Origin of the sequence: Anaeromicropila herbilytica (assembly GCF_016591975.1) — a bacterium.
GTDB classification, from domain to species: domain Bacteria; phylum Bacillota; class Clostridia; order Lachnospirales; family Lachnospiraceae; genus Anaeromicropila; species Anaeromicropila herbilytica.
Map to the genome: position 1 here is coordinate 952,609 of NZ_AP024169.1, position 17,556 is coordinate 970,164.

General features: G+C 32.0%; 15 protein-coding genes. All 15 read left to right on the top strand.

Going from position 1 to position 17,556, the window contains the following annotated elements:
* Positions 1-306 precede the first annotated feature (306 nt).
* The 15 genes from bsdtb5_RS04010 (at position 307) to bsdtb5_RS04080 (ending at position 17,456) form a co-directional block, all read left to right on the top strand.
* Positions 307-1,797 carry a methyl-accepting chemotaxis protein gene (locus bsdtb5_RS04010; RefSeq protein WP_271714767.1) on the top strand — a complete coding sequence of 497 codons (1,491 nt, stop codon included), beginning with the start codon at positions 307-309 and terminating at the stop codon, positions 1,795-1,797.
* Between the two features lie 649 nt (positions 1,798-2,446).
* Positions 2,447-4,738 carry a ribonucleoside-diphosphate reductase subunit alpha gene (locus tag bsdtb5_RS04015; RefSeq protein ID WP_271714768.1) on the top strand — a complete coding sequence of 764 codons (2,292 nt, stop codon included), beginning with the start codon at positions 2,447-2,449 and terminating at the stop codon, positions 4,736-4,738.
* Positions 4,739-4,764: 26 nt separating this feature from the next.
* A complete protein-coding gene (locus bsdtb5_RS04020; RefSeq protein WP_271714769.1) occupies positions 4,765-5,793 on the top strand; it encodes a ribonucleotide-diphosphate reductase subunit beta in 1,029 nt (342 codons plus the stop codon).
* Between the two features lie 593 nt (positions 5,794-6,386).
* Complete coding sequence (locus bsdtb5_RS04025; protein WP_271714770.1) at positions 6,387-6,776, top strand: DUF3892 domain-containing protein; 390 nt, start codon at positions 6,387-6,389, stop codon at positions 6,774-6,776.
* Positions 6,777-6,922: 146 nt separating this feature from the next.
* Positions 6,923-7,666, top strand: coding sequence for an ABC transporter substrate-binding protein (locus bsdtb5_RS04030; RefSeq protein WP_271714771.1), 744 nt, complete (start codon positions 6,923-6,925; stop codon positions 7,664-7,666).
* 63 nt (positions 7,667-7,729) lie between these two features.
* Positions 7,730-8,422, top strand: a complete 693-nt coding sequence (locus bsdtb5_RS04035) for an amino acid ABC transporter permease (RefSeq protein WP_271714772.1) — start codon at positions 7,730-7,732, stop codon at positions 8,420-8,422.
* Positions 8,412-9,134, top strand: a complete 723-nt coding sequence (locus bsdtb5_RS04040) for an amino acid ABC transporter ATP-binding protein (RefSeq protein ID WP_271714773.1) — start codon at positions 8,412-8,414, stop codon at positions 9,132-9,134. The genes bsdtb5_RS04035 and bsdtb5_RS04040 overlap by 11 nt, the downstream gene beginning before the upstream one ends.
* Positions 9,135-9,297: 163 nt before the next feature.
* Positions 9,298-9,564, top strand: a complete 267-nt coding sequence (locus bsdtb5_RS04045) for an SPOR domain-containing protein (RefSeq protein ID WP_271714774.1) — start codon at positions 9,298-9,300, stop codon at positions 9,562-9,564.
* Positions 9,565-9,667: 103 nt separating this feature from the next.
* On the top strand, positions 9,668-9,916 hold the full coding sequence (locus tag bsdtb5_RS04050; protein WP_271714775.1) for a spore coat associated protein CotJA: 249 nt from the start codon (positions 9,668-9,670) through the stop codon (positions 9,914-9,916).
* Positions 9,913-10,167, top strand: a complete 255-nt coding sequence (locus bsdtb5_RS04055; protein WP_271714776.1) for a spore coat protein CotJB — start codon at positions 9,913-9,915, stop codon at positions 10,165-10,167. Before bsdtb5_RS04050 ends, bsdtb5_RS04055 begins: the two co-directional genes overlap by 4 nt.
* Before the next feature lie 3 nt (positions 10,168-10,170).
* Positions 10,171-10,755: a manganese catalase family protein gene (locus tag bsdtb5_RS04060; RefSeq protein WP_271714777.1), complete on the top strand. Its 585-nt coding sequence runs from the start codon at positions 10,171-10,173 to the stop codon at positions 10,753-10,755.
* A 180-nt stretch (positions 10,756-10,935) separates the two neighbouring features.
* Positions 10,936-11,730, top strand: a complete 795-nt coding sequence (locus bsdtb5_RS04065; protein ID WP_271714778.1) for a ParA family protein — start codon at positions 10,936-10,938, stop codon at positions 11,728-11,730.
* The gene (locus bsdtb5_RS04070) at positions 11,711-12,733 is read left to right on the top strand and encodes a ParB/RepB/Spo0J family partition protein (RefSeq protein WP_271714779.1); all 1,023 of its coding nucleotides are present in this window, start codon (positions 11,711-11,713) and stop codon (positions 12,731-12,733) included. Before bsdtb5_RS04065 ends, bsdtb5_RS04070 begins: the two co-directional genes overlap by 20 nt.
* A complete protein-coding gene (locus tag bsdtb5_RS04075) occupies positions 12,717-12,992 on the top strand; it encodes an HAD family hydrolase (protein ID WP_271714780.1) in 276 nt (91 codons plus the stop codon). The genes bsdtb5_RS04070 and bsdtb5_RS04075 overlap by 17 nt, the downstream gene beginning before the upstream one ends.
* A 366-nt stretch (positions 12,993-13,358) precedes the next feature.
* A complete protein-coding gene (locus bsdtb5_RS04080; protein ID WP_271714781.1) occupies positions 13,359-17,456 on the top strand; it encodes an Ig-like domain-containing protein in 4,098 nt (1,365 codons plus the stop codon).
* The last annotated feature ends 100 nt before the right edge of the window (positions 17,457-17,556 follow it).

Consider the following 17,556-nt stretch of genomic DNA (forward strand, 5'->3'; position numbering starts at 1 on the left):
CTCCTTTCTATTTCGCAATTACCTATCCTATTCCAACTACAAAATAGTAATAATGAATTTAATTTCAAAATATTATGTGCAATATATTCTGTTCCTATTACTTTACTTTAAAATTACCAAACAATTTCATGGAAATAATTTATGAAAAAATATATGTTCAATTTGTCGACAAAATATGATAGAATACTTATGTAATGACTTTTAATATATGCATATTGTACAAAAAGTAACCTCAAATGATTATCTACGTTAAAAAAATATAAAAAAATATTAACGTGATTAATTTTGAAAATGGGAGGAATTCATATGAATTTTAGAAAGAAAAGCTTAAAAACTACGGCATTAGATCAAGTAGAAGAAGTGATTGGTGAAAAAATAAGTGAGATATCAATCAAGAAGAGGTTAAGAACAGCATTTCAGGCAATGAATATTAATATTGTAGTAATTATTTGCTTTAGTTTGATTGCTATAGGATATGAAGGATATCAATTGGTAAAGTTTGACCATATAACGAATGAAATTGCAACATTAACCGCAGAGAGTAAAAGTAGTATTGATGAAATCAAAAATAATAGTTCTACTAATTCAGAAAGTTTAAATAAACTATTTGATAAACTTGATAGTAATGCAAGTAAGAATGATAATAACGATTTACAAAAAGCGATAGGAGTATCTATTGTATGCATTATTATATTAAGTATTGTATTAATTAATATTGTCCGTCTTGGTAGTAAATATACGAATAAGTTCTTAAAAAGTATAGAGGAGCCTATTGATGAATTATCAAACGCGATGGAAGAATTAGCAAAAGGAAATCTACATACTGAGATCAATTTCTCTGGAAAAGATGAATTTGGTGCGCTTGCTGAGAATACGAAAAAGACAATGAATCAGATGAAAAAATACGTTGATAATATATCTGACGTGTTAAATCAATTAGTAAATCAAGATATGACAGCTACAATTGATATTGAGTATGAAGGAGATTTTAAACCAATTAAGGAAGCATTAGAAAATATTATTAATGCTTATCACGAGATATTCTTGCAAATTCAAAGATCAACCTCGGAAGTTGCAGTTAGTGCAGAACAAATTACAAGTTCAGCAACGATTCTAGCAGAAGGTGCTACAGAACAGTCTGCAGCTGTTGAGGAGTTGGTTGCAACAATTGACGAAGTAAGTGATCAAGTAAATATGAGCGCCGATAAAGCAAAACATGTAAATGAAATATCTCGTAAGTCATTGGAGGAAGCAGAGAAAGGAAATCACTTTATGAGTGAACTTTTAACTGCAATGAATTCAATTTCGGAGCAATCTAATGAGATCTCCAATATTATTCAAGTAATTAATGGTATTGCTGAAGAAACTAATCTATTAGCTTTAAATGCTTCAATTGAAGCAGCAAGAGCTGGTGAACAAGGTAAAGGATTTGCAGTTGTAGCATCTGAAATTGGTAAGTTAGCTAAGGGATGTAGTGAAGCAGCTGAAACAACCAGACAGCTTATTACAAACAGTATACAAGCAATTGAAAAAGGATCAAAATTAACAAATGAAACAGCAGAAGTATTAAATGAGGTAGTGGATACTTCAAAAGAATCTAGTAACTATGTAGATGAGATTGCAAGTGCAAGTGAGGACCAAGCTTATAAGTTACAAGAAGTATTGAAAGGTATTCAACAAATTGCTGTTGTTGTTGAGGCAAATTCAGATAGTGCAAGAAAGAGCGCGGATGCAAGTGATACATTATTAATGAATACAGAAACATTAACAATTATGATGCAGGATTTTATTGTATAGAGTTTATATGGAAGTACCGAAAAGCGTATATTTTTGCTTTTCGGTACTTTTTTTGGTTCATGCATACTCGGTGGTAGGGTGTGGGAATATAGGGATATCCAAATGCGCATTGTGATTTTGGTTAAAGGTGTATAAGTATTTCTAAGCATTGAGGAATCATTTATAACAGGAAGAGTATGAGCCAACTCGCCAAAATGCGGCTCAAACAGAGCTCCTACTCTTCCTTGGCATGATTGCTCTATGCTAAGAAATTCTAATACGCTTTAAAACAAAATCACAACGCGCATTTGGATATCCCTATATTCATACTACGTTATCATATGAGAAGTATAAGACTAAAATTATCATAATAAGTTTACTTTTTTATTTTCATATACTTTTAATCTTCCATAAGAATGTTTTTAAATTATGAAAAAAAGATAGCCAAAAAGAAATTTATTCGTTATAATATTATAAGAATATAATAATAGTTATCGTTATTAAATGTTCTGATATTTATTATACTAGTGGCGCTAAAAATTAGCATGGGATTAAACCTAAACTTATTATATACAAAAGAATAAGATTAATAAAAAGTGATATTAAGAACAAAAAGTATAAATGAATATAAGAATAAATAATACTGGTTAGCAAATTAGGAGGAGTAGTTATGAGCATTAGAATACGGAAACGAAATGGTACATTTGAGGAATTGTCAGTGGATAAGACGAAGAAGATGGTTGCTCTTGCTTGTGATGGGTTAGAAGAGTGCTCCCCTTTAGAACTTGAATTGGATTCCAATATACAATTTTGTGATGGTATGAGTACAAAAGAGATACAGAAAGTGCTGATTCAGACAGCAATTGAAAAGGTTATTCGTACTGAGGTTGATGCTTATGGGAACAAGGTGAATAAGACAAATATTAATTGGCAGTACGTTGCTGCAAGGTTATTTATTTATGATTTATATAAGGAAGCTGCAATTACAAGAGGTTATGGGCATTTTGGTTATGGGGATTATTATGCTTTGGTAAAAGAATTAGTTCATATCAATCGGTATGGAAGTTATTTGTTAGAAGAATATAAGGAGGAGGAGATACGAGAGCTTGCTTCTTATATCGAACCAAAGAGAGATGAGTTATTTAACTACGAAGGGCTTAAGTTATTAGCGGATCGATATCTTGTAAAGGGATATCAGAATGAAGTTTATGAATTACCACAGGAACGATTTATGACAATTGCTATGCATCTTGCGATACCAGAAGGTGGAAATAAGGTATATTATGCTAAGAAATTCTATGATTTGATGAGTAAATTGAAGATGACTGTTGCTACTCCTACATTAGCAAATGCAGGTACGTCCTTTTATCAGTTAAGTAGTTGTTTTATATCGGTGGTAGGGGATAATCTTTGGTCTATCTATGATGTGAATCAAAAGTTCTCTAAGGTGAGTAAGCACGGTGGAGCACTAGGAATCTACACGGGGAAGATTCGTGCACTTGGTAGTGAGATTCGAGGAATTAAAAATACATCTGGTGGAGTTGTGCCTTGGATTCGATTATATAATGATACTGCGGTTGCAGTTGATCAGTTGGGTAGAAGAAAAGGTGGTGCGTCTATAACTCTTGATATTTGGCATGCAGATTTGTATGATTTTCTGGAGCTTAAGACAAATAATGGGGATGATCGAAGAAAAGCGCATGATATCTTTCCTTCGTTAAGTATTCCAAATCTATTTATGGAACGACTAGAGAAGAGAGAAAATTGGTCTTTATTTGATCCATACTCTGTGGATAAGGTGATGGGATATCGTTTGGAAGATTATTATGATGAGAAAGGGAATAAGCAATTTACCGAGAAATATCTGGAGTGCGAAGCAAATAGTACGCTTGAGAGAACCACAGTTCCAGCGCTTGATATTATGAAAAAGATTATGAAGAGTGCGGTAGAAACAGGAACACCATTTATTTTCTTTCGAGATACCGTAAATGTAGCAAATCCAAATAAGCATGCTGGAATGATCTATGGTTCGAATCTCTGCCACGAGATTGCACAGAACATGTCTGAAAGTATATCGTTAGAAGAAACGCTAGAAGATAAGGACGGGACAAGTTATGTAATCAGTAAAGTGAAAGCTGGAGATATGGTTACTTGTAACTTGAATTCAATCAATCTAGGTAAAACAGATTATGAGGAGTTAAAGGATACAGTTCCATTACAAATACGTATGTTAGATAACGTAATAACCTTGAATCAGTATCCTGTTGCTGAATCCAAAATCACAAGTGATAAGTATCGTGCAATTGGCCTTGGAACAAGTGGTTACCATCATTACTTAGTAAATCATAAAATTGCTTGGGAAAGTGAAGAACATTTAGAAGAAGCGGATCGTCTCTTTGAAGAGATTGCCTATCAAGCAATTAAAGCATCGATGGAATTAGCGAAAGAAAAGGGAGCCTACAAAGAATTCAAAGGCTCTGAATGGGAAAGTGGTGACTATTTTAAGCGTAGGGGATACCAGTCGGAGCGATGGCTGAAGCTTAAGGAAGAGGTAGAAAAGTATGGTATTCGAAATGGTTATCTTACAGCGATTGCACCTACTGGAAGTACATCTAATATTGCTAATACAACAGCTGGAATTGATCCAATCTTTAAGAAATATTTTGTTGAAGAGAAGAAAGGAAGTTTTACACCTAAGACAGCACCAGACCTAAATGATGAGACCTTTTGGCTTTACAAAGAAGCACATACAATTAATCAACAGTGGAGTATAAAAGCGTGTGGAATCCGTCAGAGACATATTGATCAAGCACAATCTTTTAATCTATATATTACGCCTCAATTAAAGGCAAAAGAGATATTAGATATGTATCTATCCGCTTGGAAGAATGGAGTAAAAACAATCTATTATGTAAGAAATCAATCTCTTGAAATGGATGAATGTACAAGTTGCTCTAGTTAGTTTATAAGCACAGAAAGGAAAATACCATGATAAAGAAGAAAATATTTAATGAATATGGAGAGCGGGGCACGCAGTCCATTATTGGAGGGAATACAACTAATCTAAGAGAATGGAATCGTATTAAATATGATTGGGCACAGACTTTATATCGTACTATGCTTAATAACTTCTGGATTCCAGAGGAAATATCGCTTAATGAGGATGTGAAGCAATTTCCTTATTTAACGGATGGTGAAAGAAATGCATTTGATAAAATTATCTCTTTTTTAAACTTCTTAGACTCCATTCAATCAGAAAATTTACCTAACCTCTCAAGATATATTACAGCACCAGAGGTATCTTCACTGCTTAATATTCAGGCATTTCAAGAGGAAATCCATGCTCAAAGTTATTCATACATCTTGGATACCGTTACGAATCCAATAACAAGAGATAAGATCTATGATGTTTGGAGAGAAGATGAGCATTTATTAAAAAGAAATAAGTTTATTGCTAATATTTATCAAGCATTTAATGAGGAACCAAGTGAAGTTAATTTTCTTAGAGTGATTATGGCAAACTATATTCTAGAAGGAATTTATTTTTATTCAGGATTTAGTTTCTTTTATACATTAGCAAGACAGGGAAAGATGACAGCAACAAGCACTCTATTTAAATATATTAATCGTGATGAGGTAACCCATCTTGTATTTTTTCAGAATATCATTAAGGAATTGAAGATAGAAAATGCAAGGTTATTCACTGAGGTGATGGAAGAAGAGTTTCGAGAAATGATGAGAATAGGAGTGGAACATGAAATTGCGTGGGGTCAATATGTTACCAATAATGAGATTCTAGGGATTAATGATACTCTTATTGAACAATATATTAAGTATTTATCTAATTTGAGATTAAAAGCAATTGGAATAAAAGAATTGTACCCTGAGATTACAGCACATCCAATGGCTTGGATTGAGAATTTTTCTAATCTAAATAGTACAAAAACAGATTTCTTTGAAGCAAAAGTAACGAATTATACTAAGGCAGCAGCATTTGATTTTGATGATTTAGAATAATTAAATGTATCTGAAACTTCCCAGTAAAAGATTTGTTGAATACTTGATAAATTCAAGCAAAGTTATCTAAATTACCATGATTGAATTGTTTACATCTTACGTTCCATTTCCTCATTTGGAAGTTACTAATGTTTTATCACTTTGATTTAGATATAAAAAGTTCAAACTCCTCACTTTGTTCGTCAAACAGTGAACTTTTTATATCTAAATCAAAGTGATAAGACATAAGTAACTTCACAAACTCGTCAAAGTCACGCCAATGTAATCAATTCAATCATGGTAATTAATATACTTTTCGATTGAATTTATCAAGTATATGATAGATTTTAGACTGGGAAGTTTGAGTAACTATAAGTATCGCATAAACTAGGTAATTCAGGAGAATATAGTTTATGTGATATTTTTTTTATTCTTAGGAAAAGTGTGTTTCAGTAAACACTTTATTTCTTAATAATATGTAACGTCTAAGTCAAAGAATATACTGTGAGATAAAGACAATTAGCACACTGTATTTAGAACAATTACCAAAATCGTAAGTAGTAGGTTAGTATAAGATAAGACTAAATTCATACATGAAAGGAGATAGAAATTCAATGATAGTAAATAATGAGTTAAATAATAATCAACAAAATAACAATCCGATAAACGGAATACAAACAAATAACAATGAGCAAAATTATAATATTCAAGATAATAATTCGCAGAGTAATAGCACAAATAATTCAATGGAGAATCGTAGTGGGTCGACCAAAGTTTCAAGACTAATTAAGCACGATGGTAAAGTAATTGGTTATGAATTATCAAACGGGCAGCTAACATCAAAAGAAGAGGGGGTTCAGATGGCAAAGGATGGAGAAATTGAGGGAGTTATTGTTTCGAAAAGAAAAGACACAGAATATTTAAAAGGCATACCAGATGGAAATGAAACTAATAATCTAGGTGCTTTATCTTCGATCAGTGTGAAAGAAGATACAATTCAGTAGATCGGGTTAGAAAAAAATGTATAAAATTACATTCACACTCATAAATATACTTGCATAATTATAAATATGTGTTATAATAATTTCTCAAAGAAGAAATAACGGAACTTATTAATTAAAAAATGAGTAATAAATATAGGAGGAATAATATGAAAAAAGGATTTGTGATAATTGCATTAGCTATCATGACATTAACATTAACTGCTTGTGGTAAAAAAAATACAGATAATCAATTGATTGTAGGAACTGAAGCTGGATTCGCACCATATGAGTACTTAAAAGGGGATAAAGTAGTAGGAATCGACATGGATATTGCTCAGGCAATCGCTGACTCAATGGGGAAGAAACTTGTTATTAAGAATATGGACTTTCAAGGCGCTTTAACAGCAGTCCAAAGTGGAAAAGTGGATTTAGTAATCGCAGGTGTTTCGGTTAATGAAAAGCGTAAAAAGGTTATGGATTTTTCGGAAGATTACGTAAATTCAACAGAAGTAGTTGTAGTAAATAAAGAGAACCCAACAGTATCTAGTCTTAATGATTTAGATAATAAAATAATTGGTGTTCAGTTGGGGAATATTGCTGATTCATATGTATCAAATGAAGATAATGTAAAGGCAAAAGAAGTAAAGCGTTATACTAAATTTGCTCAAGCGAGTGAAGATCTTAAGAATGGTAAAATTGATTGCATCGTTATGGACCAATATCCTGCAAAAGAGTTAGTTGCGAAAAATACAGATTTAACAACATTAGATGGTACATTATTTCAAGATAAGTACGCAGTAGCCTTAAAAAAAGGAAACGATAAATTATTAAATGAAGTGAATAAAGTGATTAAAGAATTAAAAGAATCTGGAAAGATCGATGAATTTACCGCAAAATATACTGGTAAATAATAAATCACACAGATTCAATATATGAAAGGCATGGGCAAAAATATGGGAGGACAATATTTATCAATGGTTACAGATTTTATAAAACCATTTTATGATGCATTCATACCAGAACATAGATATATGAATTATCTTAAGGGATTATGGGTAACCTTGCAAATATCATTTTTTGCTATATTGCTTGGTATTGTAATTGGTGTGACTATTGCAGTAATAAAAGTAACAGTAGCTGATAAGAAAAAATTTATCTGGTTAAAGGTAATCTGCGATGTATATATTACAATTATTCGCGGAACGCCATTAATGCTACAGTTACTGATTATCTATAATCTGATATTTACGGCTAGAGATACAAATGAAATATTAGTAGGTGCGGTATGCTTTGGTATCAATTCCGGTGCCTATGTAGCAGAGATCATTCGAGGGGGAATTGAATCTGTAGATAGTGGGCAGATGGAAGCTGGTAGATCTCTTGGATTCCATTACATGCAGACAATGCGTTATATCATTATGCCTCAAGCTATTAAGAATGTATTACCTGCTATCGGAAATGAGTTAATCGTATTAATTAAAGAGACTGCAGTAGCGGGAGTTATCGCTGTGAGTGATCTGACAATGGCAGCACAAAATATAGGGGCAGTAAATTACGATATTTTAACACCACTCTACATTGCTGCAGCATTCTATCTTGTGTTAGTACTTGGGTTAACTAGACTTCTACATATTTTTGAAAGGAGGTTGGCGCAAGGTGATCGTTAGTAATAATCTTAGAAAAAGTTATGGAAAGCATGAAGTATTAAAAGGAATCAGTGAGAAGATTGAAAAGGGTGAAAAAGTAGTTATCATTGGTCCATCTGGATCTGGTAAATCAACCTTTTTAAGATGCCTAAATCTCCTTGAGATACCTACCTCTGGTCAAATATTGTTTAAAGGTGAAGATATTGCTGATCCGAAAAATAATATAAACAAGATTAGACAAAAAGTAGGAATGGTGTTTCAGCATTTCAATCTATTTCCTCATCTCACAATAAAAGAAAATATTACAATTGCACCTGTGAAGCTTGGCATATTAACCAAAGAAGAGGCTGATAAGAAAGCGATTGAATTATTAAGAAGAATTGGATTAGAGGATAAAGCAGAGGCTTATCCAAAGCAATTATCAGGTGGTCAAAAGCAGAGAATTGCAATTATACGTGCATTAGCAATGAATCCAGAAGTTCTATTATTTGATGAACCAACCTCAGCACTTGATCCAGAAATGGTTGGCGAGGTTCTAGAGCTAATGAAAGAATTAGCTGAGGATGGAATGACTATGGTAGTTGTAACGCATGAGATGGGATTTGCAAGAGAAGTTGCAAACCGTGTATTATTTATTGATGAAGGGATTGTAAAAGAACAAAACACACCGGATGAGTTCTTCACCAATCCACAGAATCCACGTTTAAAGGAATTCTTATCAAAAGTTTTATAAAGAATACTAGATTTTCAACTGGAAAATATAAATAGGTAAAAGAAAGATTCTATCTCGTATATGATACGAAGTAGGATCTTTTTTTGATGCTCTCATTTTGCTCTTTTCACTACAATGAGTTCCATGCATATATTATAGTAACGATAAAAAAGGATGCGAGAAGATGGATGTTCATGAGAAGGTTGTTATTAGTGAGAATCAGTTAATCACAGTTTATAAAGTACAAGTTGGACTTTATCGCTCCTTTACCAATGCGATGAATGTACTTAGTAGTTTTGTGGAAAAGGGATACTCAGGGAGCATTATTCCATATCAGAATTTCTATGCAGTACAATTGGGTTCATTTGATGAACTAGACGATGCTGTTGCATTTGAGCAAGAATTAAGGTCAGCTGGATATGATACGATGATTGTTAAAGTTGAAAAGTAATTTGTTACTTCGGGTACACGCACATCATTTTAATTGTATCATAAACTATTAATGGACATAAACAAATGTCTAAAGAGAAAAGTGAAATTGAAAGGAGTTTTTTATGAGTTGCAGAAAAGAAACAACAAATAGAGAAATGAGATATTCATCTGAACCTGAAGAAGCAACAATGGTTCTAATAGATGTAGATTCAGATCACATTGATCATATGCCTGTAGCAATGGCATATGTACCATGGCAATATATGAAAGATGTATACGAACCAGGAGATGCACTACAGATTGGTACTATTTTCCCTGAGTTAGATAAACCTTTCTTATGCTATAAATTTAGCGGAGGTAGAAGAGCATGAGTGAACAAGAAAAACTATTATACTATATTCACCAAGTTTGTTTTGTTTTAGACGATATTGTACTTTATCTTGATACACATCCAACAGATGAAAGAGCTCTTAAATATTATGAACACTATAATAGAATAAAGATGGAAGCAATTCACGACTATTCCATGTACTTTGGGCCTTTAACCGATGATCATGTTAATGTTGAAAATAATGTTTGGGAATGGATTGTAACACCTTTCCCATGGGAAATGGAGGCTTAAGATATGTGGAATTATGAGAAAAAATTACAATACCCTGTAAAAATCACAAAAACAAATCCAGCTATGGCAAAATTAATTATTAGCCAATTCGGTGGACCAGATGGAGAATTAGCTGCTTCAATGCGTTATTTATCACAAAGATATACCATGCCATATCGTCAGGTAGCAGGCTTATTAACGGATATTGGTACCGAAGAATTGGCACACATGGAAATTGTTTCTTCAATTATTTATCAGTTAACGAAGGATCTAACACCAGAAGAGGTTGAAGCATCAGGATTTGCACCATATTATATTGATCATACAACTGCATTATGGCCACAAGCAGCAGGTGGAACTCCTTTTTCTGCAACATTCTTTCAGTCAAAAGGTGATGTTATCACAGATTTAACTGAGGATTTAGCAGCAGAACAAAAAGCAAGAACAACTTATGATAATATTTTAAGACTTGTAAAAGATCCAGATATTGCTGACCCAATTCGCTTCTTACGTGCAAGAGAAGTTGTGCATTTCCAAAGATTTGGTGAAGCAATTCGTACACTTGGAAGCACTCTAGAACTAGCCATTTATAAGGCATTGCGAAATTAAAAAATTTGATATGCATAAAAAGAGTATTAGATATTGAAAGATTATTTTCAATATCTTTTTTTATTGCTGACCTAACGGCAATACGGGGACACATTCTATTCTCTTTAAGGCAGCGTTCGCGGCGCTGCCAAAATAAATAAGAGATTAGAAAATACAATAATTATGAAAAGAGGAGATATTATGTGTAAGATCACAGCAGTAGTAAATCAAAAAGGCGGGGTAGGAAAGACCACGACAACATTAAATTTAGGATATGCTTTAGCTGAAAAAGGAAAAAAGGTACTCCTAATTGATCTAGATCCACAGAGCAGTTTAACCGTATCATTAGGTTATGATGATAATGATAGTATTACCACAACCATTGCTAGTTTAATGTCAATGGTTATTGAAGATGAAGAGTTACCAGACAAAAAGGAATATATAATATCAGTTGGAGCAATTGATGTAATCCCATGTAATATTGAACTATCAGCAATTGAAGTCAGTCTTGTCAATGCAATGAGTAGGGAAATGATATTAAAGACTGTTATGCAAGAATTTAAAGAATATTATGATTACATAATAATAGATTGTTCACCAAGTCTTGGCATGTTAACTATTAACGCATTAGCAGCATGTAATAGTGTAATTATACCGGTAACACCAGAATATTTAAGTGCAAAAGGACTTGAATTATTACTTCGTAATATTATTCGAGTAAAAAAGAAAATAAATGAAAAGATCTCAATTGATGGTATATTGCTCACAATGTATGTAGAACGTATGAATTTATCAAAAGAGATAAAAGAAATGATTGAAGATGCATATGGAAAGACTGTACATATTTATACCAATCGAATACCTAAGTCTGTAAAGGTAGGCGAGTCAACAATGAAGAACAAAACAATCATTGAATACGCGAAGAATAACAAGGTTGCAATTGCGTATCAAGAATTAGCAAAGGAGGTGCTAGATAATGAATGCAGCACCAACTAAAAAGAAACTTACTTCATTAGATGAAATGTTTCAAATGGACGAGCCACAGAAAGATGATAAAAATACTGAGATTGAAATAGAAAAGCTAGTACCATTTAAGAATCATCCTTTTAAATATTATACTGGTGAAAGACTAGATGATATGATTCAAAGCATTAAGGAATTTGGTATCTTACAACCTATACTAGTTCGACAAATTGATGATGAAATCTATGAAATATTAGCTGGGCATAATAGATGGAATGCGGCATTAAATATTGGATTAAGTAAAGTTCCAATTATTATTATGGATGGTTTATCGGATGAAGAAGCCTTATTAATAGTTACAGAAACCAATCTGATACAAAGATCATTTACAGATCTATTGCATTCAGAAAGAGCTTTTGTATTAACTCAGCATTATGAAGCGTTAAAAAGTCAGGGAAAAAGAATTGACTTAATTAGTGAAGTGAAAAAGCTGTTGAATGCTGATAAAATAGAAGATGAGACAACTTGTGCTCCAGTGGAGCACAAGTTGAAATCCAGAGAGGTCGTAGCTCAGAATTACAATTTATCAAGAGCTACAGTAGCAAGGTACTTGCGTATTAATACATTAGATAGGGGTTTAAAAGATTTAATAGATACGGAGCAAATAAGCATACGAGCCAGTGTGGAATTATCTTATCTTACCGAAGAAAATCAAATTTATCTAGTAGACATATTAAACAATAACAACTATAAAGTTGACATCAAAAAGGCAACAGAACTAAGAGAATTAGAAAAAGCAAGTAAGCTCAATGAAGTGACAATTGAAAAAGTACTTGCAGGTACATACAATTCTAAAAAGAAGGTTTCATCTATTCTTAATGGAATTAAAATAAAATCCAAAGTTATAAAAAAATACTTTACGGAGCAACAGTCAGAAAAAGAAGTCGAAGATATTATAGATAAGGCATTGGAACTATATTATAGCCAAACAGATAACAATAATAGATTGGAGGCATTTGATGAAGTTACTGAGTGAAAGAAAAAAGATGGTAGATGAAGGAAAACTTAAAATGTGTACAGCAGAGTATGATGGAAGTTGGTTGCCATATCAACAACCATTTCAAGAGGTTACTTTTGATTGGCTATTAGAGGAGATAACATATGACGATTGTACAAGAAAAGAAGATATATCTAAATATTTGTCTTTAAAAATCAATGAAATGCAAAGAGATATTTTTGAATTAAAGGAATTTAGAAAGAATTTAAATAGAATTTTATTACAATTTGAAAAGTAAAATAAATCATGTTCAAATAATGTGAAAGGGATATTGAAAGAAACATTCAATATCCCTTATTTTATAAATCCTTAATCGTTAGATCTCATTTAAGGATTTATAAAATAAGGGGTTATATAAGGAAGGGGTGATTTTATATACAATAACAGTGAGTTGACGGAGTAAGGGTGAGATAAATCTTTACTCCTATTTTATTTTATAACCAGGAGGTAGGAAATTAAATAATGTTAAGGAAGGGTTATATTGTATGTTTCCTAACCTGCTAGGAGGTGCAATACTAGGTTGAATAATAACCTTGTATATAACATGTTAACTAGTTACAGAAAGGAATTAAAAATGAGAATGAAAAAAAGGAAGCTAATATCTATGATATTAGTAGTGGTCTTAACTATTTGTCCGGTTGGAGTCGGTGGAAAGGAGGTGAAAGCGGCAACAGGAACAGTGATTACATCTGCTAATGGATTAAATACATACAGTATTTCTCATAGCAATATAAAAGAAATAGATATCACAAACTTAGGAAGTAATGCACAAATTAATATAGGAGCAAGTGGATATAGTATTAATTATGGTACAGACATATCATTTACACCGGATTCCACAAGTGCTTATGTAATTAAAGGTAACAATAGTACTGTCAAATTATCTATTAGTCAAGTATCCAATATTACAGTATATTTTGTTGATGCTGCAATAGGATCTATTAGTACATACAATGCAAATACGAATTTTGTGATTTGTGGAACATTGAATATGCAACAAGGGTTCAACCCAAACAGTCCGAGCAATGGATATTATAGTTTTAACTTGACTGGATTTGGTACAAAAGATGATTCAAAGATAATATCAGGAAGTGGTGCATTAATAAATACCAGTACTAACAATGTTAGTGTATCCAATCTAGATATACGATTGGTGGGATCTAGCGAGACATCTTTGAGAGCTTATAATAAAGCAGTAGTTACAAATTGTAATATCTACGCTGATAATACAATTCTTAATTCTAATCAGATTTATGGTTCGTATAGTAACTGTAATATCAGTGGAGTAACATTAATGTCTGGTGCTTCTGTTAGTAATTCTATAATTAAAGATGGCACCATTAATGGAACGTTTTCTGCTTCAAATTCAGTTATAACCAATGTAATGATGTATAGGCTAAGAGATTATGATGATAATCTAGTTCTTACAGATACGTACATATCGGGTAAGATTTATACCAATAGTCATTCGTTTGGAGGAAAGAAGACAATACAAGCAATTCGAAGTACTATGTTATTTGGCGAGAGTGATGGATCTCAATATTATTGGAATACAGCAACAATAGATCATAGTAGCATTTATAGTGTAAGTAATAGCGGAATTAAGCCGGCAGTTACTAATGTCAATGTAGATGGAAATAATGTATTTGTAAAGAGATTTCGAATATCTGGACACAACAACGAAGATGTATTGGTTGACTTTAAAGATGGTGATGATCCAATTCCATTAAAGACAGATGCCAGTGGTTATCTGTATTTATATTTGCCTAGTGGAGCAACAAGTATTTCTGTAGAAATTGTATCAAGTAAAGATATATATGATACTACATTTCCTGCTGTAACAGCAGATAGTTCAAGTACAATAGCATTAGCACAGAACGGAAATGCTGACACAACACAACTACAAAGTCAAATCGAACAGTTAAAAAAGGAAATAAGTGATTTACAAAATCAATTAAATTCAGTAAACTCCAAACTTACTGATGCTCAACAAGAGATTACAAATCTAACAAAGGATAATCAGGACTTAAGCAATTCACTAGCTGATACACAAAAGAAGATGAATGAATTAGTCCAAGAGAAAAGTAATCTTCAAAAAGAGCTAGATGCCGCAAATCAAACAATCACCGATTTACAACAACAGTTATCTAACAAAGATAGTGATATAGCTAATCTAACCGAGAAAGTGAAAGGATTACAAGATACTATAACGAATCTAACCAATCAAAATAATGCACTGCAATCACAAGTGGATAGTTATGTTAGTTTACTTAATGATATTAAAAATTCATTAGGTGTTGGAAGTTATGATGATATTCTAGATGCAATTAATCAGTTGAAACAACAGATCAGTAATCTGCAACAGACGAATAAAGAGTTAAACAATCAGTTAGTAGATGCAAACACTCATATTAATGATTGGAAGAATAAGTTTGATCAGCTCAAAGCAGATAAGGATGTATCCGATAGTGAGTTACAAGTAGCACTCGAAAAGATATCGAATCTGCAAAATCAACGGGATGAATTACAATCACAAGTTGATTCATTAAATACAGTGATTACGGAGTTGAATAAAAAGATTCAAGACTTAGAAGCACAAGTTACTTCAAAAGATATTTCAATTTTAGATTTACAAAAGCAAATTGTTGATGCTGTTGCATTGATACAAGACAAAGATTCCAAGATTCATGACTTAGAATCACAAATTAGTAATTTATCTAATGATATTAATGAATTAAAGGATTTATTAAGTGAAATTCGCGATGAATTAGGCGTTAGTGATAATAAGGATGTTATTAAGGCAATTCAAGATTTAAAAGATTCTGTTACTAACAAGGTCAATGAAAATACAGAGTTACAAAATCATATTTCAAAAATTGAGTCCCTTTTAGTAGAGGAAAAGAAGAAAAGTGATTCTCTAAGTAATTTATTGGATCAATTAAAAGGTCTTGTTAACGCAAATACGGATGAAGATATTGCAAATAAAGTTAAGGATTTGCAACAACAGTTATTAGATGCAAATCAAAAGATTGCTCAACTAACACAAGATAAAAATGACTTAGTAAGTACAATGAGTACCATGCAAACAAAGATTAACGAATTAACAAATCAAGTGGCAGAGCTAGAAGAACTCCTAAAAACAAATGGTACAGACGTGCAGAAAAGAATAGAAGAATTGCAGAATAAAGTGATAGAATTAGAAAATCAGAATGTCGATTTAAAAGATTCTATTCAGCAATTAGAAACAAAGGTCACTGATATGACAAAGATAAATCAGGAGCTTCAAAAACAAATTGACTATCTGCAAGCACTTCTAGATACTGCAAATATGACAATTGAGCAGTTAAGAAATGAATTAGCCAATCAAATAGCAGCTAATAAAACATTAACGGATGAAAATACTACTTTAAAAAATGAAGTGGAATCATTGAAGAAAAAGGTAAAAGAATTAGAGCAGAAAGAAACAACTTCTGCACCAAGTGAACCTATTTCGAATCCTGGTGATGTTACTATAAAAGAAAATGATTCAATTGCAAAAGAAGTTACCGAAAAAGTAATAAACGATGTGGTAGTACAAGAAGGATGGGAGTTTAGTGATAATCCTACATCTGGTTGGAATAGTACATTAGATGTGAGTGAAAGTAATGCAGAAGGCATATACACTTTCTTTAACCATGATAGTTCGGCTTCTTTACTCAGTACCAAAGCGCATATTCTTTCAAGTAAAAAAGAACACGTTTTCTATGCTAGAAAAGTTGGAAATGATAAGGTTGTTTATATTTGCAGTTATGTGATTAAAGATAATGAAATAGTAACGTCATTTAAAAGTACTAATAAAGTAATTACTCTAAATTATGAAGAGGATAATACATATGATATTACCGTTCCTAGTTCCGTTGTTTTTTCAGTTAGTGCAAATTACGGAAATAATAAAGAAAAAGGTATCTACTATCAAGTAGTAAATAAAGATTCAGACTTTGATCCAGACGGAAGTTGGTTACCAGTAGAGAATAACAAGATTAATCTAGCTAAGGTGAAAGAAGCTTGTAGAGTCTATATTAAATACGTAGATAACAATGGTAATTTTGTTGTAGATAAAACCGCTGGATTTAAGCCAAAGGAAAAAACAGAAACTCCAACTTTTGCAATGCACAAAGTGCTGATAAAAGGTTATAGATTCAATCTCAATATGAATAATATTTCTAAGGTTAACAATTCAATGATAACTTATAATTCTTCAAATAAAAAGGTTGCATCAGTTGATAATAATGGAAGTATAGTAGCAAAGAGTAAAGGCAGAGCTGATATAACAGTTGAGGTAAAAGCTAAAAATTATACATATAAGGCAGTTATTAATGTAACTGTTAGAGATGATATTCAAACAAAATTCTATAATTTGAAAAACGAAAAAGCATTTACAACAGTTACAACAAATGATCCAGTCTTAGTAATCTATAAACTTCTTAAAGAAGGAAAACAAACGAAATTAAAGCTATCAGGTTATGATTCAGTCAGCTATGTAAGTTCAGATCCAACAATTGCTGCAGTAAGCAAAAATGGAACTATCATTGGAAAGAAAAAAGGTTTTACGACTATAACAGTGATAGCAGTGAAAGACAATGTAAAATATGCGTATCAAATTGTTGTTCGAGTGAAGGATGCTACAAAAAACGAAAATATAAATGAATATTTATATTATTAGAATATAAGTTGAAATGGGATATTGATAAGAATCAGTATCCCTTATTTCATAAGTTCTTCAACCATATGAAGTATTTATGAAATGAGGGATTAATAAGGAG

Coding starts and splice junctions, on each gene's coding strand:
- bsdtb5_RS04050 (WP_271714775.1), top strand. CDS start 9,668: ATGAGTTGCAGAAAAGAAACAACAAATAGAGAAATGAGATATTCATCT.
- bsdtb5_RS04060 (WP_271714777.1), top strand. CDS start 10,171: ATGTGGAATTATGAGAAAAAATTACAATACCCTGTAAAAATCACAAAA.
- bsdtb5_RS04020 (WP_271714769.1), top strand. CDS start 4,765: ATGATAAAGAAGAAAATATTTAATGAATATGGAGAGCGGGGCACGCAG.
- bsdtb5_RS04010 (WP_271714767.1), top strand. CDS start 307: ATGAATTTTAGAAAGAAAAGCTTAAAAACTACGGCATTAGATCAAGTA.
- bsdtb5_RS04025 (WP_271714770.1), top strand. CDS start 6,387: ATGATAGTAAATAATGAGTTAAATAATAATCAACAAAATAACAATCCG.
- bsdtb5_RS04030 (WP_271714771.1), top strand. CDS start 6,923: ATGAAAAAAGGATTTGTGATAATTGCATTAGCTATCATGACATTAACA.
- bsdtb5_RS04015 (WP_271714768.1), top strand. CDS start 2,447: ATGAGCATTAGAATACGGAAACGAAATGGTACATTTGAGGAATTGTCA.
- bsdtb5_RS04065 (WP_271714778.1), top strand. CDS start 10,936: ATGTGTAAGATCACAGCAGTAGTAAATCAAAAAGGCGGGGTAGGAAAG.
- bsdtb5_RS04035 (WP_271714772.1), top strand. CDS start 7,730: ATGGTTACAGATTTTATAAAACCATTTTATGATGCATTCATACCAGAA.
- bsdtb5_RS04055 (WP_271714776.1), top strand. CDS start 9,913: ATGAGTGAACAAGAAAAACTATTATACTATATTCACCAAGTTTGTTTT.
- bsdtb5_RS04080 (WP_271714781.1), top strand. CDS start 13,359: ATGATATTAGTAGTGGTCTTAACTATTTGTCCGGTTGGAGTCGGTGGA.
- bsdtb5_RS04075 (WP_271714780.1), top strand. CDS start 12,717: ATGAAGTTACTGAGTGAAAGAAAAAAGATGGTAGATGAAGGAAAACTT.
- bsdtb5_RS04070 (WP_271714779.1), top strand. CDS start 11,711: ATGAATGCAGCACCAACTAAAAAGAAACTTACTTCATTAGATGAAATG.
- bsdtb5_RS04045 (WP_271714774.1), top strand. CDS start 9,298: ATGGATGTTCATGAGAAGGTTGTTATTAGTGAGAATCAGTTAATCACA.